The organism is Pseudomonas saudiphocaensis, assembly GCF_000756775.1.
GTDB classification, from domain to species: Bacteria; Pseudomonadota; Gammaproteobacteria; order Pseudomonadales; family Pseudomonadaceae; genus Stutzerimonas; species Stutzerimonas saudiphocaensis.
In genome coordinates this window covers 284466-307165 of record NZ_CCSF01000001.1, presented here as the reverse complement: position 1 = coordinate 307165, position 22700 = coordinate 284466, and the positions used below count along the sequence as shown (strand labels likewise).

Annotated in this window: 19 protein-coding genes; 10 read left to right on the top strand and 9 right to left on the bottom strand. The window is 63.0% G+C overall.

Going from position 1 to position 22700, the window contains the following annotated elements; genetic code table 11:
• Positions 1–23 precede the first annotated feature (23 nt).
• The 5 genes from BN1079_RS01540 to BN1079_RS01520 all read left to right on the top strand — a co-directional run bounded on the left by BN1079_RS01540 (position 24) and on the right by BN1079_RS01520 (position 6526).
• Positions 24–2219 (top strand): ethanolamine ammonia-lyase, encoded by a 2196-nt coding sequence (locus tag BN1079_RS01540; RefSeq protein WP_037021819.1) that lies wholly within the window; start codon positions 24–26, stop codon positions 2217–2219.
• 34 nt (positions 2220–2253) lie between these two features.
• Positions 2254–3648: an ethanolamine ammonia-lyase subunit EutB gene (locus BN1079_RS01535; protein ID WP_037021816.1), complete on the top strand. Its 1395-nt coding sequence runs from the start codon at positions 2254–2256 to the stop codon at positions 3646–3648.
• A gap of 30 nt (positions 3649–3678) precedes the next feature.
• Positions 3679–4488, top strand: a complete 810-nt coding sequence (gene eutC / locus BN1079_RS01530; protein ID WP_037021813.1) for an ethanolamine ammonia-lyase subunit EutC — start codon at positions 3679–3681, stop codon at positions 4486–4488.
• Between the two features lie 440 nt (positions 4489–4928).
• Entirely contained in the window at positions 4929–5282 is a 354-nt protein-coding gene (locus tag BN1079_RS01525) for a rhodanese-like domain-containing protein (RefSeq protein ID WP_037021811.1), read from the top strand.
• A gap of 134 nt (positions 5283–5416) precedes the next feature.
• Positions 5417–6526 carry a mechanosensitive ion channel family protein gene (locus BN1079_RS01520; RefSeq protein WP_037021810.1) on the top strand — a complete coding sequence of 370 codons (1110 nt, stop codon included), beginning with the start codon at positions 5417–5419 and terminating at the stop codon, positions 6524–6526.
• 57 nt (positions 6527–6583) lie between these two features.
• On the opposite strand, the gene acs is transcribed toward BN1079_RS01520, so the two are convergent.
• A complete protein-coding gene (gene acs / locus BN1079_RS01515; RefSeq protein WP_037021802.1) occupies positions 6584–8539 on the bottom strand; it encodes an acetate--CoA ligase in 1956 nt (651 codons plus the stop codon).
• 233 nt (positions 8540–8772) lie between these two features.
• Between acs and BN1079_RS01510 the strand changes: the two genes are divergently transcribed.
• From BN1079_RS01510 to BN1079_RS17765, 3 genes are all read left to right on the top strand, one after another.
• Positions 8773–9972 carry a CaiB/BaiF CoA transferase family protein gene (locus BN1079_RS01510; RefSeq protein WP_037021800.1) on the top strand — a complete coding sequence of 400 codons (1200 nt, stop codon included), beginning with the start codon at positions 8773–8775 and terminating at the stop codon, positions 9970–9972.
• 466 nt (positions 9973–10438) lie between these two features.
• Positions 10439–12118 carry a sodium:solute symporter family protein gene (locus BN1079_RS01505; RefSeq protein WP_037021798.1) on the top strand — a complete coding sequence of 560 codons (1680 nt, stop codon included), beginning with the start codon at positions 10439–10441 and terminating at the stop codon, positions 12116–12118.
• Positions 12100–12231: a putative transporter small subunit gene (locus BN1079_RS17765; RefSeq protein ID WP_221739848.1), complete on the top strand. Its 132-nt coding sequence runs from the start codon at positions 12100–12102 to the stop codon at positions 12229–12231. Before BN1079_RS01505 ends, BN1079_RS17765 begins: the two co-directional genes overlap by 19 nt.
• A gap of 76 nt (positions 12232–12307) precedes the next feature.
• Here the strand turns inward: BN1079_RS17765 and BN1079_RS01500 are convergent, their stop codons facing one another.
• From BN1079_RS01500 to BN1079_RS01470, 7 genes are all read right to left on the bottom strand, one after another.
• Positions 12308–13315, bottom strand: a complete 1008-nt coding sequence (locus tag BN1079_RS01500) for a TRAP transporter substrate-binding protein (protein ID WP_037021797.1) — start codon at positions 13313–13315, stop codon at positions 12308–12310.
• Positions 13316–13370: 55 nt separating this feature from the next.
• Positions 13371–14198 (bottom strand): HpcH/HpaI aldolase/citrate lyase family protein, encoded by an 828-nt coding sequence (locus BN1079_RS01495; protein ID WP_037021796.1) that lies wholly within the window; start codon positions 14196–14198, stop codon positions 13371–13373.
• A gap of 105 nt (positions 14199–14303) precedes the next feature.
• On the bottom strand, positions 14304–15509 hold the full coding sequence (locus tag BN1079_RS01490; RefSeq protein ID WP_037021795.1) for a CaiB/BaiF CoA transferase family protein: 1206 nt from the start codon (positions 15507–15509) through the stop codon (positions 14304–14306).
• 158 nt (positions 15510–15667) lie between these two features.
• The gene (locus BN1079_RS01485) at positions 15668–17020 is read right to left on the bottom strand and encodes an MmgE/PrpD family protein (protein WP_037021794.1); all 1353 of its coding nucleotides are present in this window, start codon (positions 17018–17020) and stop codon (positions 15668–15670) included.
• Entirely contained in the window at positions 17017–17409 is a 393-nt protein-coding gene (locus BN1079_RS01480; RefSeq protein ID WP_037021793.1) for a VOC family protein, read from the bottom strand. The genes BN1079_RS01485 and BN1079_RS01480 overlap by 4 nt, the downstream gene beginning before the upstream one ends.
• Before the next feature lie 102 nt (positions 17410–17511).
• The gene (locus tag BN1079_RS01475) at positions 17512–18675 is read right to left on the bottom strand and encodes an acyl-CoA dehydrogenase family protein (protein WP_037021792.1); all 1164 of its coding nucleotides are present in this window, start codon (positions 18673–18675) and stop codon (positions 17512–17514) included.
• Between the two features lie 145 nt (positions 18676–18820).
• Positions 18821–19648, bottom strand: a complete 828-nt coding sequence (locus BN1079_RS01470; protein ID WP_037021790.1) for an HTD2 family dehydratase — start codon at positions 19646–19648, stop codon at positions 18821–18823.
• Positions 19649–19772: 124 nt separating this feature from the next.
• On the opposite strand from BN1079_RS01470, the gene BN1079_RS01465 reads away from it, so the two are divergent.
• Together BN1079_RS01465 and BN1079_RS01460 are read left to right on the top strand one after the other, a co-directional pair.
• Positions 19773–20669: a LysR substrate-binding domain-containing protein gene (locus BN1079_RS01465; protein ID WP_037021788.1), complete on the top strand. Its 897-nt coding sequence runs from the start codon at positions 19773–19775 to the stop codon at positions 20667–20669.
• A gap of 204 nt (positions 20670–20873) precedes the next feature.
• Positions 20874–22199 carry an MFS transporter gene (locus tag BN1079_RS01460; protein ID WP_037021786.1) on the top strand — a complete coding sequence of 442 codons (1326 nt, stop codon included), beginning with the start codon at positions 20874–20876 and terminating at the stop codon, positions 22197–22199.
• Positions 22200–22223: 24 nt separating this feature from the next.
• Here BN1079_RS01460 and arfB read toward each other — a convergent pair whose 3' ends face one another.
• The gene (arfB, locus tag BN1079_RS01455) at positions 22224–22637 is read right to left on the bottom strand and encodes an alternative ribosome rescue aminoacyl-tRNA hydrolase ArfB (protein WP_037021785.1); all 414 of its coding nucleotides are present in this window, start codon (positions 22635–22637) and stop codon (positions 22224–22226) included.
• Positions 22638–22700: the final 63 nt, after the last annotated feature.

The window sequence follows — 22700 nt, the reverse complement described above, 5'->3', positions numbered from 1 at the left end:
ACAATCCGTACGGGAGAAACTGCATGTCTCTGAAATCGCTTGAGCAGATCCAACTTCCAACGGCATCGGCCGATCGCAGCTACGCTACGCGCATACTCGATCGCCAGATTGAATTTCCCAGCCTCAAGGCTGTTCTCGGTGCCGCCGACATCAGCAAGGCTGGCGACCGCGTAGCTGGTCTGGCCGCTGGCGATGAAGTAACCCGCGAAGCAGCGCGCAAAGTGCTCTCCGAGCAAACCCTGCAGCATTACTACGACCACCCGCTGACCGACCGCAAAGGCCGCATCGACAGCGTGATGCGGGTCAACTACGACATCGACCTGGACACCTTCAGCGAAATCGCCGGGCTTACGCTGGGCGAACTCAAGGACCGACTACTGCGCAGCAACGGCAATGAGATTCGCCGCATCGGCCAGGCGCTGACCGGGGTAATGGCCGCCGCCCTGACCAAGCTGCTGGATGTCCACGAGCTGATCCTGCTGTCGAAGAAACTCAAGAGCGGCGCGGCCGCCAAGGCGCGAACCCTGGTCGGCCTGCCTGGAACACTGTCTTCACGGCTGCAGCCCAACCATCCGACCGACAACCTCAGCGGCATCACCCTGCTGGTCTATACCGGCCTGAGCATGGGCTCGGGCGATGCGCTGATCGGCCTCAACCCGGCCATCGACACCGTGGACAACATCAGTGCCACCCTGCGCCATCTGGACAAACTGCGCCGCGAAACTGGCGCGCCAACCCAGATCTGCGTGCTCTCGCATATCAAGACGCAACTGGCCTGCCTGGAACAGGGCGCGCCGGTGGAGATCATGTTCCAGAGCCTGGCCGGCACCGAGCGCACCCTGACCGACGAATTCGACGTCACCGTCGAGCTGCTCGATCAGGCCTGGCAGACCATGCGCGAAAAAGGCCCACTGCGGGATGTGGCGGAAAACTTCATGTACTTCGAGACCGGCCAGGGCAGCGAGCTGACCTACGGCAAGCACGAAGGCATCGACATGACCACCACCGAGGCGCTGTGCTACGGCCTGGCGCGGCGCTACAAACCGTTCATGGTTAACAACGTCACCGGCTTTATCGGCCCGGAGACCCACCTGGACAACTTCGAGATGACCTATTCCTGCCTGCAGGATCAGTTCATGGGCAAGCTGCTGGGTCTGCCGATGGGCATGGCGCCCTGCTACACGCTGCACTCTCAGGTCACCATTGAAGGCCAGCAGATGGCCACCGAGCTGCTCACGGCAGCAGGCGCCAACTTCTTCATGGACGTCTACCTGAGCACCGACCGCATGCTCGCCTACTTCGACACCAGCGCCCATGACAACCAGACCCTGCGGGAAGTCCACGACCTGACGCCGGCCCCGGAGTACCTGCGCTGGGCGCTGTCGAAGGGCATCTTCGAGCAGGACAGCCACGGCAACGTCAGCCGCGGCCCGAACTGGGGCAACCCGCGCATCTTCTGCGAGTCGGATATCGATTTCCAACGCCTGAACGAGTCGACACCCGGCACCTACGGCTTCGACAACGCTGGGCCGCGACCAGCCAACCGGGTCTCGCGCACCGTGCGCGCCAACCTGGCGGTAGCCCGCGAAGCGATCTACGTCGACCTGCGCCCAACGGAAATCGCCGATATTCCGCTGCGCGAGCTGCACACCCGCGCCCCGGACAAACTGGCCCACCTGCAGGACCCGGAACTCGGCGCCCGTCTGGCCGAGGAAGAACTCCAAGGTCTGCAGCCCGAATACAACGACGTGCAGATCGTCATCTCCGACGGCCTGAGCGCCGAGGCCATCCACCACAACATTCCCGACTTGTTGCCGGTGCTGCTCGATGGCCTGCGCAGCCGCGAGCTGCGGGTCGGGCAGCCGATCCTGGCGCCGTATGGCCGGGTCAAGCTGGCGGAGTCGGTGGGCGAGGCGCTGCAACCACAGCTGATTGTCGTGTTGATCGGCGAGCGTCCCGGTGGCGACACCCTGGCCTCGCGCAGCATGTCGGCCTACCTCGGCTATCGCCTGCCAGACGACAAGGCACGTGAGGAGGCAGCCCGCCTCAGTGGCAACGCCGACATCCGCTACGAATACACAGTGATCTCCAACATCTACAGCGGCGGCCTGCCACCCATCGAGGCCGGCAGCGTGGTGGCCGAAAAAATATTCGAAATACTCGAACACCGCGCCGCCGGTAACCGCCTGGAAGGACTGCTGAAGAAGCAGGCGTCCTGATTGGTCTAACTACAACGCATTCCAGGAGACTGAAATGACAACCTACTCTCACAGCATCGGCGGCCAGACCTGGCGTTTCGACAACCTGCGTGAACTGCTGGCCAAGGCCAGCCCGCTGCGCTCGGGCGACTGCCTGGCCGGCATCGCGGCGACCAGCGACGCCGAGCGCGCCGCGGCGCAGATGACCCTGGCTGACGTGCCGCTCAAGCAGTTTCTGACCGAAGCGGTGATTCCCTACGAAAGCGACGAAGTCACCCGCCTGATCCTCGATACCCACGACGCCACGGCTTTCGCCCCGGTCAGCCATCTGACCGTAGGCGGCTTGCGTGACTGGCTTCTGGGCGACCAGGCCGACGAAGCCAGCCTGCGCGCCCTGGCACCGGGGCTGACGCCGGAAATGGCCGCGGCGGTGTCGAAGATCATGCGGGTGCAGGACTTGATCCTGGTGGCGCAAAAGATCCGTGTGGTGACCCGCTTCCGCAATACCATGGGCCTGCGCGGTCACATGTCCACCCGCCTGCAGCCCAACCACCCCACTGACGATCCGGCCGGCATCGCCGCCAGCACCCTCGACGGGCTGCTCTACGGCAACGGCGACGCCATGATCGGCATCAACCCGGCCACCGACAGCATGGGCTCGATCTGCACCCTGCTGGACATGATCGATGCTGTTATCCAGCGCTACGATATTCCGACCCAGTCCTGCGTGCTGACCCACGTCACCAGCTCCATTGCCGCCATCGAGCGGGGTGCGCCGCTGGATCTGGTATTCCAGTCCATCGCCGGCACCGAGGCGGCCAACGCCAGCTTCGGCATCAGCCTCAAGGTTCTGCAGGAAGGCTATGAAGCCGGTTTGAGCCTCAAGCGCGGCACCCTGGGCAACAACCTCATGTACTTCGAAACCGGCCAGGGCAGCGCGCTTTCCGCCAACGCCCATCACGATGTCGACCAGCAGACCTGCGAAGCCCGCGCCTACGCCGTGGCCCGCCATTTCAACCCGTTTCTGGTCAATACCGTGGTCGGTTTCATCGGCCCGGAGTATCTCTACAACGGCAAGCAGATCATCCGCGCCGGCCTGGAGGACCACTTCTGCGGCAAGCTGCTGGGCGTGCCCATGGGTTGCGACATCTGCTACACCAACCATGCCGAAGCCGATCAGGACGACATGGACATGCTGCTGACCATGCTGGGCGCCGCCGGCATCAACTTCATCATGGGCATCCCGGGATCCGATGACGTGATGCTCAACTACCAGACCACTTCCTTCCACGACGCGCTTTACGCCCGCAAGGTGCTGGGCCTGCGTGCGGCACCGGAATTCGAGGAGTGGCTGGCCCGCATGGGCATCCTTCACCAGCAGGACGGCCAGCTGCGCATGGGCAACGACCTGCCACCCGCCTTCCGCCAGGCACTGGCGCAATTGTCCTGAGTCTTCCAGATTTTTCATGCAGAGGTACGCATGTCCGAACAGACCCCCACCACCGAAAACCCCTGGCAAGAGCTGCGCCAGCTGACGCCAGCGCGCATCGCCCTGGGCCGCGCCGGCATCAGCCTGCCCAGTCGTGCCCAGCTCGATTTCCAGTTCGCCCACGCCCAGGCGCGAGACGCCGTGCACTTGCCGTTCGACCACACAGCCCTGCGCGAGGAGCTGCACAGTCTTGGCCATCGCACTTTGCTGCTGCGCAGCGCTGCCGGTGACCGCCACATCTATTTGCAGCGCCCCGATCTCGGTCGTCGGCTGGATGACGAATCTGCAACCCTGCTGAACGAACACGTCAAGGAACACGGCGGCGGTCACGACCTGGCTATCGTCATCGCTGATGGTTTGTCTTCGCTGGCGGTCAGCCGCCATAGCCTGCCCTTCCTCAAGCGGCTGCTGGAACAGGTGACCGCCGAGGGCTGGTCTCTGGCGCCCATAACCCTGGTGGAACAAGGCCGGGTAGCGGTGGCCGACGAGGTGGGCGAGCGATTGGGCGCGAAGATGACGGTAATCCTGATCGGCGAGCGGCCCGGCCTCAGCTCACCCGACAGCCTCGGCCTGTACTTCACCTACGCGCCCAAGGTCGGCCTCAACGACGCCTACCGCAACTGCATCTCCAATGTGCGCCTGGAGGGGTTGAGCTACGGCATGGCCACCTTCCGCCTGATGTACCTGATGCGCGAAGCCTGCCGTAGGCAACTTTCGGGGGTCGACCTCAAGGACGAAGCGGAAGTGCCAACGCTGGAAAACAAGGGCCCCGGCAATTTCCTGCTGCCAGACAAGACCTGAACCGATACGCCGCGGCAGCCGTGTTCTGCGGAACCTGAGCTGCCAGCCCCCATCCCACCGCTGCGCCCGTTACCCTCTCTGTTCCGTTTCCACCCGCCGCCTGCCCAATCCCCGCGGCGGCGCACCCACCATGACACCCCAACCAGGCGTGAAAGCAGCGAAGGCCGGCGCGTTGCAGCGGCCTGCTCGCAATGGTCTGCATATTGCTTACTTTCTACTTTCCGGGCGCTTGCAGGCCCGACCGCTTGAGGGAACGCCACAAGCCCGACTGGAACATCACTGCTGCAATAACAATAAAAAGGGCTTCAGCAATGTTCAAACAGAAGAAGTTCAAGCAGGCTACGCTGATTCTGATTGCCGTTACTGTCATCCTGATCTTGCCGAACCTGACTCGCCTGGTCAGCTGAACGACAGTCTCAAACCAATTGAGAGGAGGCGCCATGTATAAATTGCTCACAATGCTCATGACCGTCGCCACCGCCGCTGCGGCAGGTGAGGTCGACCGGCCGGCGGCACTTGCCGCGTTGCAGAACCCCGGCACCGTTCTGATCGATGTCCGCACCGCGCCAGAGCACGCTCAGGGAGCGCTGCCCGGCGCCGTACGCATCGAAACCGCTGACCTGGCGCAGCGTATCGCCCTGGTCGCGCCCGCCAAAGACACGCCCATCGCACTCTACTGCCGCAGCGGCCGCCGCTCGTCCGCCGCTCAGGACCTGCTGCTTGAGATGGGCTACACGCAGGTGATCAACGCCGGCGCTTACGAACAATTGCGCGAACACCTTCCCTCCCGCTGACAGCGTTCTGGCGGTGGCGCAACGGCCGGCCTTTTCAGACGAACCTCGAAAACAAGGAACTAATGGGTCGCAAAGGCTACTGAAAAAGTAGCCATTGCCCGGCGCTTGGCCGCGTCTGTTACGGGAGGTTATTGATGAACTGGGAAGCGATGCTGGACCAGGCACTGTGGATAAACATCGCCATCGTCCTTGGCACCACCTTCGTCAGCTATGTGGTGTTGCAGACGGTTCTCAAAGTCGTCACCTATCGACTGCGCAAACTGGGCAAAGGCTCGACCAGCGGCTTTGCCGGCATGATCGCGGAGATGCTCAGCCGCACCAGCCAGCTGCTGCTGATCGCAATGTCGCTGCTGATCGGCCTGAAATTCGCAGAACTGCCGCTGCGCTGGGAATCGGCCATGTCTCACACATGGTTCATCGCCCTGGCCGTGCAGATGGCGCTCTGGCTCGACACCGCTGTGCACCTGTGGATGGACAGCCTTACCCGCGACGGCAAGGCACGCAACCCGGTAACCACCACCATCATCGGCATCATGCTGCGCATCGTGGTCTGGACCATGATGTTGCTGTCGATCCTGGCCAATCTCGGCGTGGACATCACCGCCATGGTGGCCAGCCTCGGGGTCGGCGGTATCGCCATAGCCCTGGCGGTACAGACGCTGCTCAGCGACGTCTTCGCCTCGCTGTCCATCGGCATCGACAAGCCATTCGAGATCGGCGACTTCGTGGTCTTCGGCGATATCGCCGGCAACATCGAGCATATCGGGCTGAAAACCACACGCATCCGCAGTCTGAGCGGCGAGCAAGTCGTGTGTGCCAACGCCGACCTGCTCTCGCAGACGATCCACAACTACAAGCGCATGGATACGCGGCGGATCGTGTTCAAGTTCGGGATCAGTTACAAGACACCGGCCAGCAAGCTGCGCGAGGTGAGCCAATTGGTGCGCCGGATCATCGACGATATCGAAATGGCCAAGTTCGATCGCGCCCACTTCTTCGCCTTCGACAACAGCCAGCTGACCTATGAGGTGGTCTACATCATGCAGACCGCCGACTACAACGCCTACATGGACGTGCAGGAGGAGATCAACCTGCGCCTGCTCGAAGGCGTGCATGAGCTGGAAGTGGACTTCGCCTTCCCCATCCGCCAGGTAGAGTTCATCGGCGGCAACCTGCCGGAGATGCTGGTCAGTCAGGTGCAGCAGGAGCTGCCCACGACGCCACAGCCATCGCCGGCTTCCTGATCAAAATGCCGATTCGCCTGAGATGGCGGCGAGCCTAACCCTCGCCGCCATCTCCGCTCAGCCTGCATGGGCAGCTTTATGCGCATCGATCAACTGCTGCACCACGCCTGGATCGGCCAGCGTCGAGAGATCACCCAGCGAATCGAAATCGTCCGTGGCGATCTTGCGCAGCAGGCGCCGCATGATCTTGCCCGAGCGCGTCTTCGGCAGCCCTTCCGCCCACTGAAGGGTATCCGGCACGGCGATCGGGCCGATCTCGTGGCGCACCCACTGAAGTAATTCCTTGCGCAGCGCATCGCTTGGTTGTTCACCGTGCAGCAGCGTGACATAGACATAGATGCCCTGCCCCTTCACCGGATGCGGCACTCCCACTACCGCTGCCTCGGCCACCTTGGGATGTGCGACCAGCGCACTTTCGATTTCCGCCGTGCCCATGCGGTGCCCGGAGACATTCAGCACGTCATCCACGCGCCCGGTGATCCAGTAATAGCCGTCCTCGTCGCGGCGCGCGCCGTCACCGGTGAAGTACATGCCGCGGAATGTCTTGAAATAGGTATCGACGAAGCGGTCGTGATCGCGGTAAAGGCTGCGCATCTGCCCCGGCCAGGAGTCGAGAATCACCAGATTGCCTTCGGCTGGTCCCTCCAGCAGATTGCCAAGGTTATCCACCAGGCCGGGGACCACACCGAAGAACGGTCGGGTGGCGGAGCCTGGTTTCAACGCAGTAGCGCCGGGCAAGGGACTGATCAGGATGCCGCCCGTCTCGGTCTGCCACCAGGTATCGACAATGGGGCAATTCGACTTGCCCACCGTCTCGTAATACCAGTGCCACGCCTCCGGATTGATCGGTTCCCCGACAGTGCCAAGCAGGCGCAGACTGGAACCGTCGGCCCCTGCCACTGCAGCTTCACCTTCGGCCATCATCGAGCGGATCGCCGTAGGTGCGGTGTAGAGGATATTCACCCGGTGCTTGTCGATGATCTGCGCAATGCGCGTCACATCGGGATGGTTCGGCACGCCCTCGTACATCAGCGTGGTCGCACCGTTGGCCAGCGGCCCGTAGATGATATAGCTGTGCCCGGTGATCCAGCCGACGTCGGCGGTACACCAATAGATCTCGCCAGGGCGGTAATCGAAGACTCGCTCATGGGTCAGCGCGGCGTACAGCAGATAACCACCCGAGGTATGCAGCACGCCCTTGGGTTTTCCAGTGGAACCGGAGGTGTAGAGGATAAACAGCGGCTCCTCGGCGCCCATTTCCTTCGGCGCGCAGACTTCGCCGGCCACGTGCATGAGCTCGTGGTACCAGACGTCACGATGCTGGTTCCATTTGATGTCGCCGCCGGTGCGACGCACCACGATGATCTTCTGTACGCAGCGGGTGCGCGGGTTGGTCAGGGCCTCATCGACGTTGGCCTTCAGCGGCACGCTCTTGCCGCCGCGCAGGCCTTCGTCGGCGGTGATCACGACCTTGGACTCACCGTCAATGATGCGCCCCGCCAGCGCTTCGGGTGAAAAGCCGCCGAACACCACCGAATGGATCGCGCCGATGCGCGCGCAAGCCAGCATCGCCACCGCGACCTCGGGGATCATCGGCATATAGATGGTCACCACATCGCCACGATGTACATCCTGACCACGCAGGGCGTTGGCGAACTTGCTGACCTCCCGGTGCAACTCACGGTAGGTGATATGCCTGCACTCGGCCGGATCGTCGCCTTCCCAGATGATCGCTACTTCATCACCGCGCGCCTGCAGATGACGGTCCAGGCAGTTGGCCGACACGTTCAGCGTGCCATCAGCGAACCATTTGATATCCACATGATGGTCGTCGAAGGAGGTCTGTTTGACGCGTGTGAAGGGCCTGATCCAGTCCAGACGCGCCGCCTGTTCGCGCCAGAATCCTTCAGGGTTGATCACCGATTGCTGATACAGGGCCTTGTACTCGGCCTCGTTGGTCAGCGACCGCGCCGCCACTTCGGGCCGCACGGGGTATAGGGACGCGGTAGTCATGGGCACTCACCTCACGGCATCAGTTGTACTCCTGTCTCGCAGGCGAACCCCTGTTCCCATCCACGCGCCTGGCAGACATTGCGTTTGATTCCAGCTGCGCCGGATGCGTTCCTTCACCGCCACGACCCGCTCCGGCTTTTCCAAGCATAGACCGGACAGACCAGGGGGCGAGATTGCCCGCACGGCAGCCCTCGGTCATGCTCACCGGGAACGACGCATTCAGGTAGGTAGCCATGGAACAACTCAGCAATGCCCTGCCCCTGCAGGGCATCAAGGTCATCGAAATGGGTCAGCTGATCGCCGGCCCCTTCGCCAGCAAGCTGCTGGGCGAGTTCGGTGCCGAGGTGATCAAGATCGAGCCGCCGCGCGCCGGCGATCCTTTGCGCAAATGGCGCAAGCTCAAGGACGGCACCTCGCTCTGGTGGCATGTGCAGTCGCGCAACAAGCATTCGCTCACCCTTGACCTGCGCGAGCCTGAAGCCCAGGACATCGTGCGCCAGTTGGTGGCCGAAGCCGACGTGGTGGTGGAAAACTTTCGCCCCGGCACCCTGGAAGGCTGGGGGTTGGGGTGGGAGGCCCTGTCGCAGCTCAACCCGCGCCTGATCATGCTGCGCATTTCCGGCTACGGCCAGACCGGCCCTTACCGCGACCTGCCGGGCTTCGGCGTGGTCGGCGAGGCCATGGGCGGCCTGCGCCACCTGACCGGCTACCCAGGCCAGCCACCGGTGCGAGTCGGCGTCAGCATTGGCGATTCACTGTCTTCGCTATACGGCGTAATCGGCGTGCTGCTGGCATTGCAGGAACGCCATCGCAGCGGCATTGGCCAGCAGATAGACGTGGCGCTGTACGAGTCGGTGTTCGCCATGATGGAAAGCCTGGTGCCGGAGTACGACGCCTTCGGCTATGTACGCGAACCGGCTGGCAGCGCCCTGCCCGGTATCACACCGTCGAATTCCTATCTCTGCAAGGATGGCAACTACGTCCTGATCGCCGGCAATGGCGACAGCATCTACAAACGCTTGATGACCCTGATGGGCCGCCAGGATCTGGCCGAAGACCCGCGTTTCGCCCACAACGACGGTCGCGCCCAACACGCGGAGCTGATCGATAACGCCATCGGCGAATGGACCTCAGGCTTCAGCCGAGACGAAGTGATGAAAGCGCTCAGGGGCGCTCATGTTCCAGCAGGTTACCCCTACACAGCTGCCGATATCGTCGCCGACCCACATTATCTGGCGCGGCAGATGATCGAGCAGACCCAGACCTTCGCCGGCCCGCTGAAGGTGCCCGGGGTGTTGCCCAAGCTCAGCCGCACACCAGGCCGCATCGGTGAGGGCGGCCCGAAGCTCGGTGAGCACACCGACGACATTCTCGCGGGGCTCGGCCTGTGCGAGGCGCAACGCCAGGGTCTGCGCGAGCGCGGCATCATCTGATAGGCGCCTTTGCAAGCAGCCCCTTGCCGCCATGGCGGGGGTTGTAAGGCGCTGCAAACACCCAAAGAATGCAAGGTTTAAAAAAAGCAAATCCGATGCTGGAAACTAACCTTTTCAGCAGTTTCCCGAATATGTACCCCGTTCCGTTCGCCATTTGCGACAGTGCGTGGTATATTCCGCTCGCTTTTGCACGTCAGGCCATGAGCTGCCAGACGTGATTTCAACTGTCGACTGACGACTGCCGGCACTCTTGGCCACAGGCCGGAGCGGCGAAGCACGAAGGCTTCGCCCATGCTCAGGATCGCACCGTGCGATCTCTTCCTGTGGGCCTTCCCAGCTCGCAACCCCTCGAGCTAAAGCTCGACCACGTCTGCGCTATGCAGCAAACGGGTTGCCTATAAAACGCCTGCCGTATTTACGGCCTAGCGTCGCGCCGGCGGTGCTTGAGGCTATGAAAGGAGTTTTCGTGTACCAACTCGCCCTACCCACCGTTCTGCTGCTATTGCTGGGCTTCTACGGCCTGACTTTTCTGGTGTCGACCCGCATCGTGCAGAAGAAAGAGAACGTGGACAGCTACATGGTTTCCAACAACGAGGTGGGCTTCGGCATGTCAGCCGCAAGCATGACCGCCACCTGGATCTGGGCTGCTTCCTTTTATGCGGCGGCCAGCGCCGGCTACAAATACGGGCTATCCGGCGCCCTGCACTACGGCTTCTGGGGTGCATTGATGATTCTGTTCATCTACCCCTTCGGCAAGCGCTTCCGCCAGCTGGCACCTAAAGCGCATACCCTGGGGGAAATCATGCATGCCCGACACGGGCGCTCTAGTCAGATGATCCTCGCCGGCTCCAATATCCTCGGTAGCTGCATCAGTCTCACAGTCAACTTCACCGCCGCAGGCGCCCTGGTCGCAGTCCTCTCTCCTCTTAGCTTCGTGCATGGCGTGCTCTTCGCCGGCTTCGGCGTACTTTCCTACACGCTCTGGTCAGGATTCCGCTCTTCAGTGCTGACCGACTTCGGCCAGTTGATAGCCATGATTCTCGCCGCGGTCATCATCATTCCGATGATCTTCTTCCAACTCGGCGGCCCCGAGCTGTTCGAACAGGGCATGCCACGGTTGGCGCCAGAACAGGCAAGCTTTTACTCACCGACGGCGATCCTTGAGCAGGGTGCCCCGTTCTTCGTCGCCGTGCTGGCTTATGCCATTGGCAACCAGACCATCGCCCAGCGTTTGTTCGCCGTGCGGGAAGACCTGATCAAGCCAACCTTCCTCACCGCAACCGTCGGCTACGGCGCCATCGTCATCGGCCTTGGCATGCTCGGTCTGCTGGCGCTGCTGGCCGGCATCGAGCCCATCGACGGCGATCTGAACAACCTGATCCCGCAGATGGCATCGAGCTATCTGCCGCCGTTCATGATCGGGCTGTTATTCATCATGGTGATTGGCTCGCTGTCCTCTACCGCAGATTCAGATCTGTCGGCCCTGTCCTCCATCGTGATGACCGACATTTACGGCAAGACCCTGGCCAAGAACAAACCCAACCCCACCGTAATGCTGCGCATCGGTCGCCTGACCATGATCGTAGCGACCACCATTGGCGTGATCTTCGCCAGCCTCAAGCTCGACATCCTCACCATGCTGATTTTCGTCGGAGCACTGTGGGGTTCCATCGTGTTCCCCGTAATCGCCAGCCTGTTTTGGGATCGGGTCACCAACAAGGCCTTCACCTGGGCAGCTCTTTCGGCGTTCGCAATGTTCCTCGTCACTCGCTTCGAGCTGGCCCCGATGGACGGCCTGCTAGGTGTTTTCTTCGAACTCTGCGCCTCGATTGGAGGGGGGGTCGTGATCGGACTGATGACCTTCGGCTTCTTCGGTCGCCGCGCCGGCATCCTCTTCGGCACGCTCGCCGCACTGATCCTGGCCCCGTTCGCCGTGGGCTTCCTGCGCGATTACACCGTTCTGCTCAGCTCTCTGACCGCTTATGGCGTCAGCATGATGGTTTGTGTGGCCATCAGTCTGCGCAATCAGGAGCGCTTCGATTTTGATCAGATCGGCCATGAGGTCATCGCTTTCCAGACAACTGAACAAGACATCAAGACCAAGACGAAAGAAAAGGAGAATGTTCCATGTCCAGTATCGCTCTAACCGCCTATGTACTGATTTGGCCTGCCATCGCCACCGCCGTGCTCGGCCTGCTCTGCTTCGGCCTTGCCAATGACATCCGCGCCGCCAAGCGCAACGGAACAGACCTGGTCTGATCCACTCGGGAGTTTCCCGCCGGCATAAACGACAAAGGCCCGCAGTAGCGGGCCTTTGTCGTTACAGCAGCAGTGGTCAGGACGGCTGGTTGGCTGAAATCGCGGCGTCGATCAGTTCCTTGCCTATATCAGCTTCGAACTTCTTCCACACCGGCTGCATTGCTTTGCGCCATTCTTCACGCTGCTCGGATGTCAGCTGAATGACTTCGCTGGTGCCTGCCTGGATGATGCGCTGCTTGGACTCCTGATTCAGTTCCTCGGCCATCCTGTTCACCTCGACGGTAACCTCGGCCATGATCGCATCCAGCTCGGTGCGTACATCGTCCGGCAGGCCGTTCCAGAATTTGGTGTTGGTGATCACCATGTAGTCGATGGCGCCGTGATTGGACTCGGTGAAGAACTTCTGCACCTCGTGCACCTTCTGGCTTTCATAGTTCGACCAGGTGTTCTCGGTACCGTTGACCACGCCGGTCTGCAGGCCTTGATAAACCTCGGCGAAACTCATCTTGCGCGGCGCAGCACGCAGGGCCTTGAACTGCTCGTCGAGCACGGCGGAGGCCTGTACCCGGAACTTCAGACCGCGTGCGTCCTTGGGTGAATGCAGCGGCTTGTTCGATGACAGCTGCTTCATCCCGTTATGCCAGTAGCCAAGGCCGGTGATGCCTTTGCCCTCCATGGCAGTCAGCAGCGACTTGCCCTGGGGGCTCTGCTGAAAGCGATCGACGGCATGAATGTCGTCAAAGATGAACGGCAGATCGAAGATCTGGATCTGCTTTGCGTAATGCTCGAACTTGGCCAGCGACGGTGCCAGCAACTGCACATCGCCAAGCAGGAGGGCTTCCATTTCCTTGCCATCACCGAACAAGGACGAGTTCGGATAGACCTCGACCTTTACCCGCCCCGGCAGACGTTCCTCGGCCAGCTGCTTGAACATCAATGCGCCCTGTCCCTTGGGCGTGTGCTCGGCCACTACGTGGGCAAACTTGATGCTGATGGGAGCGGACGCCGTCTCGGCCGCCTGGACCATGCCAACTACTGACAGAGAAATTGCGCAGGCAAGTGTCTTGATGGTGCGATGGATCATGCTTGTACCCTCTTGTTTTTATGAATCGGTACGCTCGCAGGCAGGCGCCCCCTTTTCAGGGAGTCGCTTGCCCCGCACGTTGCAGAAGGCGGCGGGCACGACCGATGACTGGGGCATCGACCATTTGTCCGTCCACCACGAACACCCCTTCACCACTGGCTCCAGCGGCAAGGATGCGATTGGCCCAGTCAAGCTCCTCGGCGCTGGGCATAAGCGTTTCATGCACCACGGCGACCTGACTGGGATGAATGCACAGCACCCCGCCAAAGCCCATTTCGCTGGCGCTGGCGGCAAAGGTGGCGAGGCCACTGAGGTTCTTGATATCGGGGAACACGCTGTCCAGCGGCGCGGCCAGGCCGGCCAGGCGCGACTGCAGCACGATGCCGTAACGCGCCTGGTCGAGCATGCGCTCGGCACCGGCTGTGCCGCTGGCAAGGCCGAGGTCCAGGCCCAGGTCCAGGGCGCCGAATGACAGGCGCTCGACACCCTGGGCGTGGGCGATTTCCGCCAGATGAGCAAGCCCTCGCGCACTTTCAATGATCGGCCAAACCGGCTTGCCGCAGCCGGCCGCACGGGCCACCTGCACGGCGCTTTCCACTTTCGGCAGCAGCACGGCAGCTACACCTGCATGGCGCGCGCACAACGCCAGATCATCGGCCTGTTCTGGATGAGTCGGCGCATTGATGCGTACCAGCACCCGTGCTTGCGGGTTTTCGCTGAGTAAGGCATCGAGGTTATCCCGCGCTTCACGCTTCAGGTCCTCCGCCACTGCATCTTCCAGGTCGACGATCACCACGTCGGCCCCCGTGGCCAGCGCCTTGGGGATGCGCTCGGGGCGCGTGGCCGGGACGAATAGCGCGCTGCGGATAATGTTCGAATTCATGGTCATTCCTTTTTGTTGGTCGTTTCGGTAGAGCGAGCCGGCGTACCGGCGCGTGGCGAAGCAGCGACGTTACTGGATCGCCGGCCATCTGGCTCTACCGGCGCCTCATACCGCGCCCTGTTCGTGCAGCCGCTGGATGTCACCGGCGGCGTAGCCGAGCTCGGCCAACAGCGCATCGGTGTGCTGGCCGAGGGCCGGAATCGGGTCCATGCGCGGCGTAAATGCGGTATTGCGCCCTGGCGGCAGCAGCGCTGGCAGCCTGCCGGATGGGCTGTCCACCTCGCTCCAGCGCTGGCGCGCCTTGAGCTGCGGGTGCTCCCAGACGCCGGCCATGTCGTTGACATGGGCATTGGCGATGGGCGCGGCGTCCAGGCGGGCGATAACTTCCTCGGCGCTCAGCCGGGAGAAGGCTTCGACGATGATGGCGCGCAGCGCGGCGCGGTTTTCCGAACGCTTGAAGTTGGCGGAGAAGCGCTCGTCCCGCGCCAGCTCCGGCTGCAACAGCACCTTCTCGCAGAACAGCAGCCATTCGCGCTCGTTCTGCAGGCCGAGCATCACGGTACCGCCGTCACCGGTGGGGAACGGCCCGTAGGGGTAGATGGTGGCGTGGGCGGCGCCGGCCCGGGGTGGCGGCGTGGCACCCTTGTAGGCGTAGTACAGCGGGTAGCCCATCCACTCCACCAGGCTTTCCAACATGGAGACGTCCACACGGCTGCCCTTGCCGGTCTTGTCGCGCAGCATCAGCGCAGACAGCACGCCGGTGTAGGCGTACATACCCGCGGCGATATCGGCGATGGAGCATCCCGCCTTGGCCATTTCCTCTTCACCCGGGCCGCCGGTGACCGAAAGGAAACCGCCTTCGGACTGGATCAGCAGGTCATAGGCCTTCTTCTGTTCGTAGGGGCCGCCCTCGCCGTAGCCGGAGATGTCGCAAACGATCAGCCGCGGGAAACGCTCGTGCAGCGCCTCGAAGGACAGCCCCATGCGCGCCGCAGCGCCCGGAGCAAGGTTCTGTACCAGCACGTCGGCCTTGGCCAGCAGCTGGTCGAGCACCTGGACGGCATCCTGCTGCTTGACGTCCAGGGTCAGACTTTCCTTGGAACGGTTGGTCCAGACGAAATGCGAGGCCAGGCCGTCGACGCGCTCGTCATAACCGCGGGCGAAGTCACCGGAACCGGGCCGCTCCACCTTGATCACCCGGGCGCCGAGGTCGGCCAGCTGGCGCGTGCAGAACGGCGCGGCGATGGCGTGCTCGAGGCTGACCACGGTGATGCCGTCGAGTGGGCGGGGTTTGGCGGTTGTGTCGTTCATATCAGGTTCCTGCAAATTCGGCGTAGGGTGGAAAACGGCGAAGCCTTTTCCACGCGTTCGTTCAAGTCCCAGCAGCGCTTGCGCCGTTCTGGTGGATGAGGCTTCGCCGTCATTCACCCCGAGCGGATCCACGGTGGATGTAAAAAGCGACATCCACCCTACGCCAGGTCGTTTAACTGGCTCGCCTCGCGCAACCGCCAGACCCGGTCGATCAAGGCGCCCGCCTCGTCCGCGCTGCGTGCGCCGGAGAACGCCACCAGGCGGCGGAACTTGTCTTCCAGCTCTTCGCGGCTCAGGGTGTTGCCCGGATCGCCCTTGGGCTCGTCGATGGCGCCATGCAGGTTGCGACCGTCCCGGGTGTTCACTTCCACCCGGCCCAGCCAGCGCGCCGGATAGGCGTCATCCACCTGGGCGTCGAGCATCATCGAGACCTTCTCGCGAAACGCCCCGACGCGCGGATCGGTAAGCGCGTGAGTATGGAATTCGGTCAGCCCGGCCTTGCCGTAGAGAGCGATCAGGCCCAGCACGGTGCCCATGGAGAACTTGGCCTGGTGCACGGTTTGCGGCACCACCACGCGCCCCAGCACGTCGATGGCGCCCTGGTGCACGCGGGTGATGACGCTGGTGATGTCGTCGGCCTGGAGCTGCTCGCGCTGCATCAGATCCAGCAGCGCGTCGGCGGCCGGATGGGTGTGGCGGCAGGAGGCGTGGAACTTGAACGAGGTCTCCACCAGCGCCCAGCGGCTGCCGAGACGGTCGGACAGCGCGGCGGGGTTGGCGTCCTTCGACATGCCCGCCGCCAGGCCCTGGTCGCCTTCGAGGATGTTCTGCGCGCCGGTCAGGCCGTCCTTCGTCAGGTAGGCCGCCAGCAGGCCGTCGGCGGCCGCCTTGGCGGTGTGCAGCTGCTTGGAGTCGGCGGCGTCGCGGAGGAATTCCCAGAGGCCCGCCGCCTGGGTGCCGGCGCTACCCAGCAGATGGGTGAACTGCTTCTGGTCGAAGCCCATCAGCTTGCCCACGGCGACGGCGGCGGCCAGGGTGCCGACGGTCGCGGTGGTGTGGAAGATGCGGTAATGCGAGCGGCCGAGGAATTCGCCGATGCGGATGCCCGCCTCGTAGCCCGCCACCGAGGCCACCAGCAGATCACGGCCGGATTTGCCGAGGTCCTGGGCGGCTGCCAGGGCAGCCGGGAACACTACCGTGGCCGGGTGCAGCACCGAGCTGTTGTGCAGGTCGTCCTGCTCCACCAGGTGCGAGCTGGCGCCGTTGACCAGCGCGGCGAAATAGGCGCTGCTGCTCTTGCCGTTGACGAAGATGCGTGCCGGCCCTTCAGCCGGGCCCATCTGCTCGGCGTAGCGCTCGAACAGTGAAATCGGGTGCGAACCGGCGCTGGCCAGGGCCGATGCCAGCCAGTCGAGGAACAGGTCTTCGGTGCGCGCAAGCACCGTATCGGGAATCTGCTCGTACTGCAGCCCGGCGAGGAATTCGGTCAGCGCTTGAGTGTGCTGGCTCATGCGGTCGGCTCCAGGGGGTTGGAAAGTTCGATGAGGTTCAGGTCCGGATCGCGCAGGTAGACCGAGCGGATCGGGCCGGTGGCACCGGTCCGCCGGACCGGGCCCTCGATAATGGCCACGCCCTGCTTTGCGAGGTGCTCGATGACCTCTTCCAGTGGGGTGGAGACGATGAAGCAGAGATCCGCCGAGCCTGGCTGCGGGCGTTCGGCCTTCGGCTCGAACTCGCGCCCGGCCGGGTGCAGATTGATTTTCTGGCGACCGAAGGCCAGCGCCTTACGCCCTTCGCCGAACGTCACCGCCTGCATGCCCAACACGCGGCAGTAGAAGTCCGTCGTGACATCGATGTCGGCGACGGTCAGAACCAGGTGATCGAGGTGGCTGATCTGCATGGCTTCTCTCCGGTCGTTGTTCGTAGGGTGGAAAACGACCGAAGGTCTTTTCCACCGTGCAAGTGGTGGATGTAAAAAGCGACATCCATCCTACGTTCACATTTAGAACGAGCGCGGCAGCTCGAGCAGGTGTTCCGCGACGTAGGAAAGAATCAGGTTGGTGGAGATCGGCGCCACCTGGTACAGGCGGGTCTCGCGGAACTTGCGCTCGACGTCGTATTCGTTGGCGAAGCCGAAGCCGCCGTGGGTCTGCAGGCAGGCGTTGGCCGCTTCCCAGGAAGCCTTGGCGGCCAGGTACTTGGCCATGTTGGCCGCAGCACCGGCATTGCGGCCGGCGTCGTACTCTTCACAGGCGCGCCAGCGCATAAGGTCGGCCGCTTCCAGCTCGATGTGCGCTTCGGCAATTGGGAACTGCACGCCCTGGTTCTGGCCGATCGGGCGACCAAACACCACGCGGTCACGGGCGTATTGGGCCGATTTTTCGGTGAACCAGCGGCCATCACCTATGCACTCGGCGGCGATCAGGGTGCGCTCGGCGTTCAGGCCGTCGAGGATGTAGCGGAAGCCCTTGCCCTCTTCGCCGATCAGGCTGCTGGCGGGGATTTCCAGGTTGTCGAAGAACAGCTCGTTGGTCTCGTGGTTGACCATGTTGGCGATCGGCTGCACGGTCAGGCCGTTGCCGATGGCTTCGCGCAGGTCGACGAGGAAGATGGACATGCCGTCGGCCTTGCGCTGCACCTCGGCCAGCGGCGTGGTACGGGCCAGCAGGATCATCAGGTCGGAGTGCTGGATACGGGAGATCCACACCTTCTGGCCATTGATGACGTACTTGTCGCCCTTCTTCACCGCCGTGGTCTTGATCTTGGTGGTGTCAGTGCCGGTGGTCGGCTCGGTCACACCCATGGACTGCAGGCGCAGCTCGCCGCTGGCCAGCTTGGGCAGGTAGTAGCGCTTCTGCTCTTCGCTGCCGTTACGCAACAGGGTGAACATGTTGTACATCTGGCCGTGCACGGTGCCGGAGTTGCCGCCGCAGCGGTTCACCTCCTCGAGAATGATCGAGGCTTCGGCCAGGCCCAGGCCCGATCCGCCGTACTCTTCCGGAATCATCGCCGACAGCCAGCCAGCTTCGGTCAGCGCAGCAACGAAGGCCTCGGGGAAGCCCTTTTCCTCGTCGATCTTGCGCCAGTATTCAGCGGGGAAGTCCGCACAAAGGGCGCGCACGCCTTCACGGATGGCGTTGTATTCTTCGTTCAGGTACGGGTTCATATTGATTCCTCAAATTCCAGGGTGGGAGCGAGCTTGCTCGCGAAGAGTGGACTCGGTTCGCGAGCAAGCTCGCTCCTACGGAAGTCCGTTTGTCCCTCACTCTGCACCTCGGAAAGAAGTCAGAGGTGAGGGGCTGGCGTCCGCCTCACTCGAATTCCACTTCAGCCTTCTGCGCGATACCGCCGGTATTGCCTGCCCACAGCTCGGCCTTGCCCGGCGCCACGATGCGCCCGCCCACTTCGAAAGGCTGCGGCGCGATCAGCGGGCGCACGCCCCGGTAGGAAAAACGCTGTACGCGTGCTTCGGGTATCGCCCGGCAGAAGGCACGCAGGTTCAGGGTTGCGATCAGCGGGCCGTGCACCACCAGGCCCGGGTAGCCCTCGGTCTCGGTGACGTAGGGCCAGTCGTAATGAATGCGGTGGCCATTGAAGGTGACCGCCGAATAGCGGAACAGCAGCGTCGGAGTGGGCTCGACCCTCTCGCGCCAGTTGCCTTCCGGCATTGGATCACCGCCAGCGAGCTTCGGCGGGGTCGGCTCGCGGTAGACGATGTCCTGCTCCTCACGGATGGCCAACCGGCCGTCCTGCAGGTAGTCATGACGCAGGGTTACGAACAGCAGCGAACCCGTGCGGCCGACCTTTTCCTCGACATCGAGAATGGTGGTGGTGCGAGTGGCTTCGCCGCCTACCTTCAACGGCTCGTGGAACTCCAGACGTCCGCCCGCCCACATGCGATTGCGATCGCCGGCCGGCGGCAGGAAACCACCCCGCGCCGGATGACCGTCTTCGCCAAGGCCGGACTCGGCGACCGTGTCCTGAAAAAAGCACCACTGCCACAGAGGAGGCAGCGGTTCGCCATGGCCCGGATTCGGCTCGCCGAAGGTTGCGGCGATACGCTGAATCAGGTTGCGGCTCAGTTGATCGTGAACATCCTGGGTGCGCCCGATCCAGGCGGTCAAAGCAGAGTCGGTCATCGGAGTGGTCCGCGCTGTGTTGTTTTTTTGCAGGATGCAACGAAGCCAGCGTTCCGAGAATTTGTATTTACCGACACCAGCGTTCGGCTATGCTGAACGCCGGAATCGTTACTTTGAGCTCACCATGCACTTCGCTCTGGCCGACCTGCGCCTATTCATTCACATTGCCGAATCCCCCAGCCTGACCCAGGGCGCACGTCGCGCGCATCTCTCGCCGGCCGCCGCCAGCGCGCGCATCAAGGCGCTTGAGGGGCAGTTCGACACCCGCCTGCTATACCGTGACAGCCGGGGCGTGGAGCTCACTCCAGCCGGGCACAAGCTGTTGCAGCACGCACGGCTGATCATGCGCCAGGTGGACTACCTGAAAAGCGAGTTCACCGAATACGGCACCGACCAGGCTGGGCACATCCGCATCTTCGCCAACACCACCGCGGTTACCGAGTTTCTGCCGGAGGTGCTGGCAGGCTTTCTCGCCCAGCGGCCCGGCGTTACGGTGGACCTGCAGGAAAAGCTCAGCCGCGACATCGTCCGCGGCGTGCTGGACGGTTCGACGGACATGGGCATCATCGCCGGCCCAGTCCGCGCCGAGGGTTTGCAGGTTCTGCATTTCAGCACCGACCGCCTGCTGCTGGCCGTGCCCCTCGGGCACCCGCTGGCGGCTGAGAAAAAGCTGACCCTGCGCCAGACCCTGGCCTATCAGCATATCGGTCTGCATGACGGCAGCACCCTGCTGAGCTTCCTCCGCGATCAGGTGGAGCGCCTGGGTGGTACCCTTTCCCTGCGGATTCAGCTGTCGAGCTTCGAAGCGGTGTGCCGAATGATCGAGGCTGGCGTGGGCATCGGCATCATTCCCGAGTCGGCCGGCCGCAGGCACAGCCGCACCATGCAGCTGGCCATGGTCGAACTGGACGAACCTTGGGCGGTGCGTGAACGCAGCATTCTGGTCCGCGAACTAGACGCCTTGCCAGGCAGCGTCCGGGCTCTGATCACCACGCTCCAAGGCGACGAGCCTCAGATTTGAGGTGAACCCAGGCAGGGTTTCACGAGTCTGGTGAAGTACGCCGTTCCGTTGCCGATAGCCGCGCCTGGCTGACCGCAGCGGATCGACGGCTGACCAGGCACCTATACTCATCCGCTGAATCATCGGTCTGCTGCAGACCCTCTTGAAGACAAGCCTGCATGGCGCCGCTTGTCTCTCCGGTTCACTAGCTTAAGGTTGTTTGCCATGAGGACCATGTTAGCTCCCATCAGCTCACTGCTCGTTGGGGTTACGCTGTTGCTGCTTGGCCACGGCCTGCTCAACACCCTGCTGACGCTTCGCGGTGTGGCCGAAGGCTACTCCACGGGGATGATCGGCCTGCTGATGTCCGGCTATTTTTCCGGCTTTCTCATCGGCACCTGGCTGGCACCGTCGCTGATCCGCCGGATCGGCCATATCCGCACCTTCTCCTTCTACGCCGCGCTGGCCGCCACCGCGGTTTTGCTGCACGTGATGATCGTCAACCCCTGGGTCTGGCTGGTGCTGCGCGTCATGTACGGCGTCGCCCTGGTGACGCTGTACATCGTCATCGAAAGCTGGCTCAACGCCCAAGTAAACGGAGAAAAGCGCGGCCAGGTATTCGCCATCTATATGGCGGTAAACCTCGGCTCGCTGGCAGCCGCTCAGCAGCTGCTGGGCCTGGACAGCCCCATGGCGTTCACCCTGTTCGCCCTGGCGACCATGCTCATCGGCGGCGCGATGATGCCCATCACCCTCACCCGGCAGCCGCAACCTGCCCTGCCGGACGTGCCCTCCACCGACCTGCTACAACTGGCCCGCGTCGCCCCGCTGCCGCTGATGGCAGCCGGCATCTCGGGCTTCGCCCTGGGCGGTTTCTGGGGCCTGGCGCCGGTGTATGCCGGCCAGGTGGGCTTCGATGCGGCAGGCGTAGGCCTGATGATGAGCGTGACCATCCTCGGCGGTGCCGTGCTGCAATGGCCGATCGGGCTGCTTTCCGACCGTTTCGAGCGACGCGTGGTATTGCTTTGGGTGGTGACCCTGGCGGCGGCACTGCCGCTGGTGGCGACCATACTCGAGGCGAGCAACCTGTTGTTGGGGCTGATGTTCGTCTGGGGCGGGCTGGCGTTCTCGATCTATTCCATCGCCGTGGCGCAGATGGTTGACCACCTGAACCCTGACGAGATTCTGTCTGGCTCCAGCGGGCTATTGCTGTCCAACGGCTTCGGCGCCGCACTCGGCCCTGTGGCCGCCGGTGGCCTGATGCACCTGGGCGGGCCCGTGGCGCTGCCGCTGTTCTACGCGGTGTCGCTTGGCGTGCTGGCGTTTTACGCCTTCTATCGCCCGCGCAAGGTCATGGACCTGGTCACCGAACCCCATGGCCACTTTACCCCGATGCTACGTACCAGCCCCACCGTGATGGAGCTGATGCCCGATGCCCCCGAAGTGCCCCCAACCGAGGAATCGATTCCCGACGAAGAGCTGGACGACCTGCCACCCGAAGAGCCAACGCTCGAGCCCGAAACCCAGCCGGAACAACGCACCGGGTCCTGAGCCCGGTGGCGGCCCGGGCATCGTTCAGAAATCCACCTTGCCCCGCCCCGCCTTGATCGCACCACGTTTGCTCTTGCCGTCCAGCCGGCGGTTCTTAGAGCCTAGGGTCGGGCGCGTCGGGCGCCGCGCCTTCTCAACCTTGGTTGCGCTGCGAATCAGCTCCACCAGCCGTTCCAGCGCATCGGCACGGTTCTGCTCCTGAGTTCGATACTGCTGCGCCTTGAGAATGATCACGCCATCAGCCGTGATGCGGCTGTCGCGCAGTGCCAGCAGCCGTTCCTTGTAGAAATCCGGCAACGATGAGGCCTTGATATCGAAACGCAGATGCACCGCACTGGAGACCTTGTTGACGTTCTGCCCACCGGCACCCTGCGCACGGATCGCGGTCAATTCGATCTCGCTGTCGGGCAAATGGACGGCATTGGAGATTTCCAGCATCAGAAGCCTTCGTTGCTGTGGAATGAGCAGCGGCATTGTCCTATGACCCGGCAGCCGCCGACA

Bases quoted from the DNA above. Each gene is read 5' to 3' on its own strand.
- BN1079_RS01540 (WP_037021819.1), top strand. From the start codon at position 24: ATGTCTCTGAAATCGCTTGAGCAGATCCAACTTCCAACGGCATCGGCC.
- BN1079_RS01535 (WP_037021816.1), top strand. From the start codon at position 2,254: ATGACAACCTACTCTCACAGCATCGGCGGCCAGACCTGGCGTTTCGAC.
- eutC (WP_037021813.1), top strand. From the start codon at position 3,679: ATGTCCGAACAGACCCCCACCACCGAAAACCCCTGGCAAGAGCTGCGC.
- BN1079_RS01525 (WP_037021811.1), top strand. From the start codon at position 4,929: ATGTATAAATTGCTCACAATGCTCATGACCGTCGCCACCGCCGCTGCG.
- BN1079_RS01520 (WP_037021810.1), top strand. From the start codon at position 5,417: ATGAACTGGGAAGCGATGCTGGACCAGGCACTGTGGATAAACATCGCC.
- acs (WP_037021802.1), bottom strand. From the start codon at position 8,539: ATGACTACCGCGTCCCTATACCCCGTGCGGCCCGAAGTGGCGGCGCGG.
- BN1079_RS01510 (WP_037021800.1), top strand. From the start codon at position 8,773: ATGGAACAACTCAGCAATGCCCTGCCCCTGCAGGGCATCAAGGTCATC.
- BN1079_RS17765 (WP_221739848.1), top strand. From the start codon at position 12,100: ATGTCCAGTATCGCTCTAACCGCCTATGTACTGATTTGGCCTGCCATC.
- BN1079_RS01500 (WP_037021797.1), bottom strand. From the start codon at position 13,315: ATGATCCATCGCACCATCAAGACACTTGCCTGCGCAATTTCTCTGTCA.
- BN1079_RS01495 (WP_037021796.1), bottom strand. From the start codon at position 14,198: ATGAATTCGAACATTATCCGCAGCGCGCTATTCGTCCCGGCCACGCGC.
- BN1079_RS01490 (WP_037021795.1), bottom strand. From the start codon at position 15,509: ATGAACGACACAACCGCCAAACCCCGCCCACTCGACGGCATCACCGTG.
- BN1079_RS01485 (WP_037021794.1), bottom strand. From the start codon at position 17,020: ATGAGCCAGCACACTCAAGCGCTGACCGAATTCCTCGCCGGGCTGCAG.
- BN1079_RS01480 (WP_037021793.1), bottom strand. From the start codon at position 17,409: ATGCAGATCAGCCACCTCGATCACCTGGTTCTGACCGTCGCCGACATC.
- BN1079_RS01475 (WP_037021792.1), bottom strand. From the start codon at position 18,675: ATGAACCCGTACCTGAACGAAGAATACAACGCCATCCGTGAAGGCGTG.
- BN1079_RS01470 (WP_037021790.1), bottom strand. From the start codon at position 19,648: ATGACCGACTCTGCTTTGACCGCCTGGATCGGGCGCACCCAGGATGTT.
- BN1079_RS01465 (WP_037021788.1), top strand. From the start codon at position 19,773: ATGCACTTCGCTCTGGCCGACCTGCGCCTATTCATTCACATTGCCGAA.
- BN1079_RS01460 (WP_037021786.1), top strand. From the start codon at position 20,874: ATGAGGACCATGTTAGCTCCCATCAGCTCACTGCTCGTTGGGGTTACG.
- arfB (WP_037021785.1), bottom strand. From the start codon at position 22,637: ATGCTGGAAATCTCCAATGCCGTCCATTTGCCCGACAGCGAGATCGAA.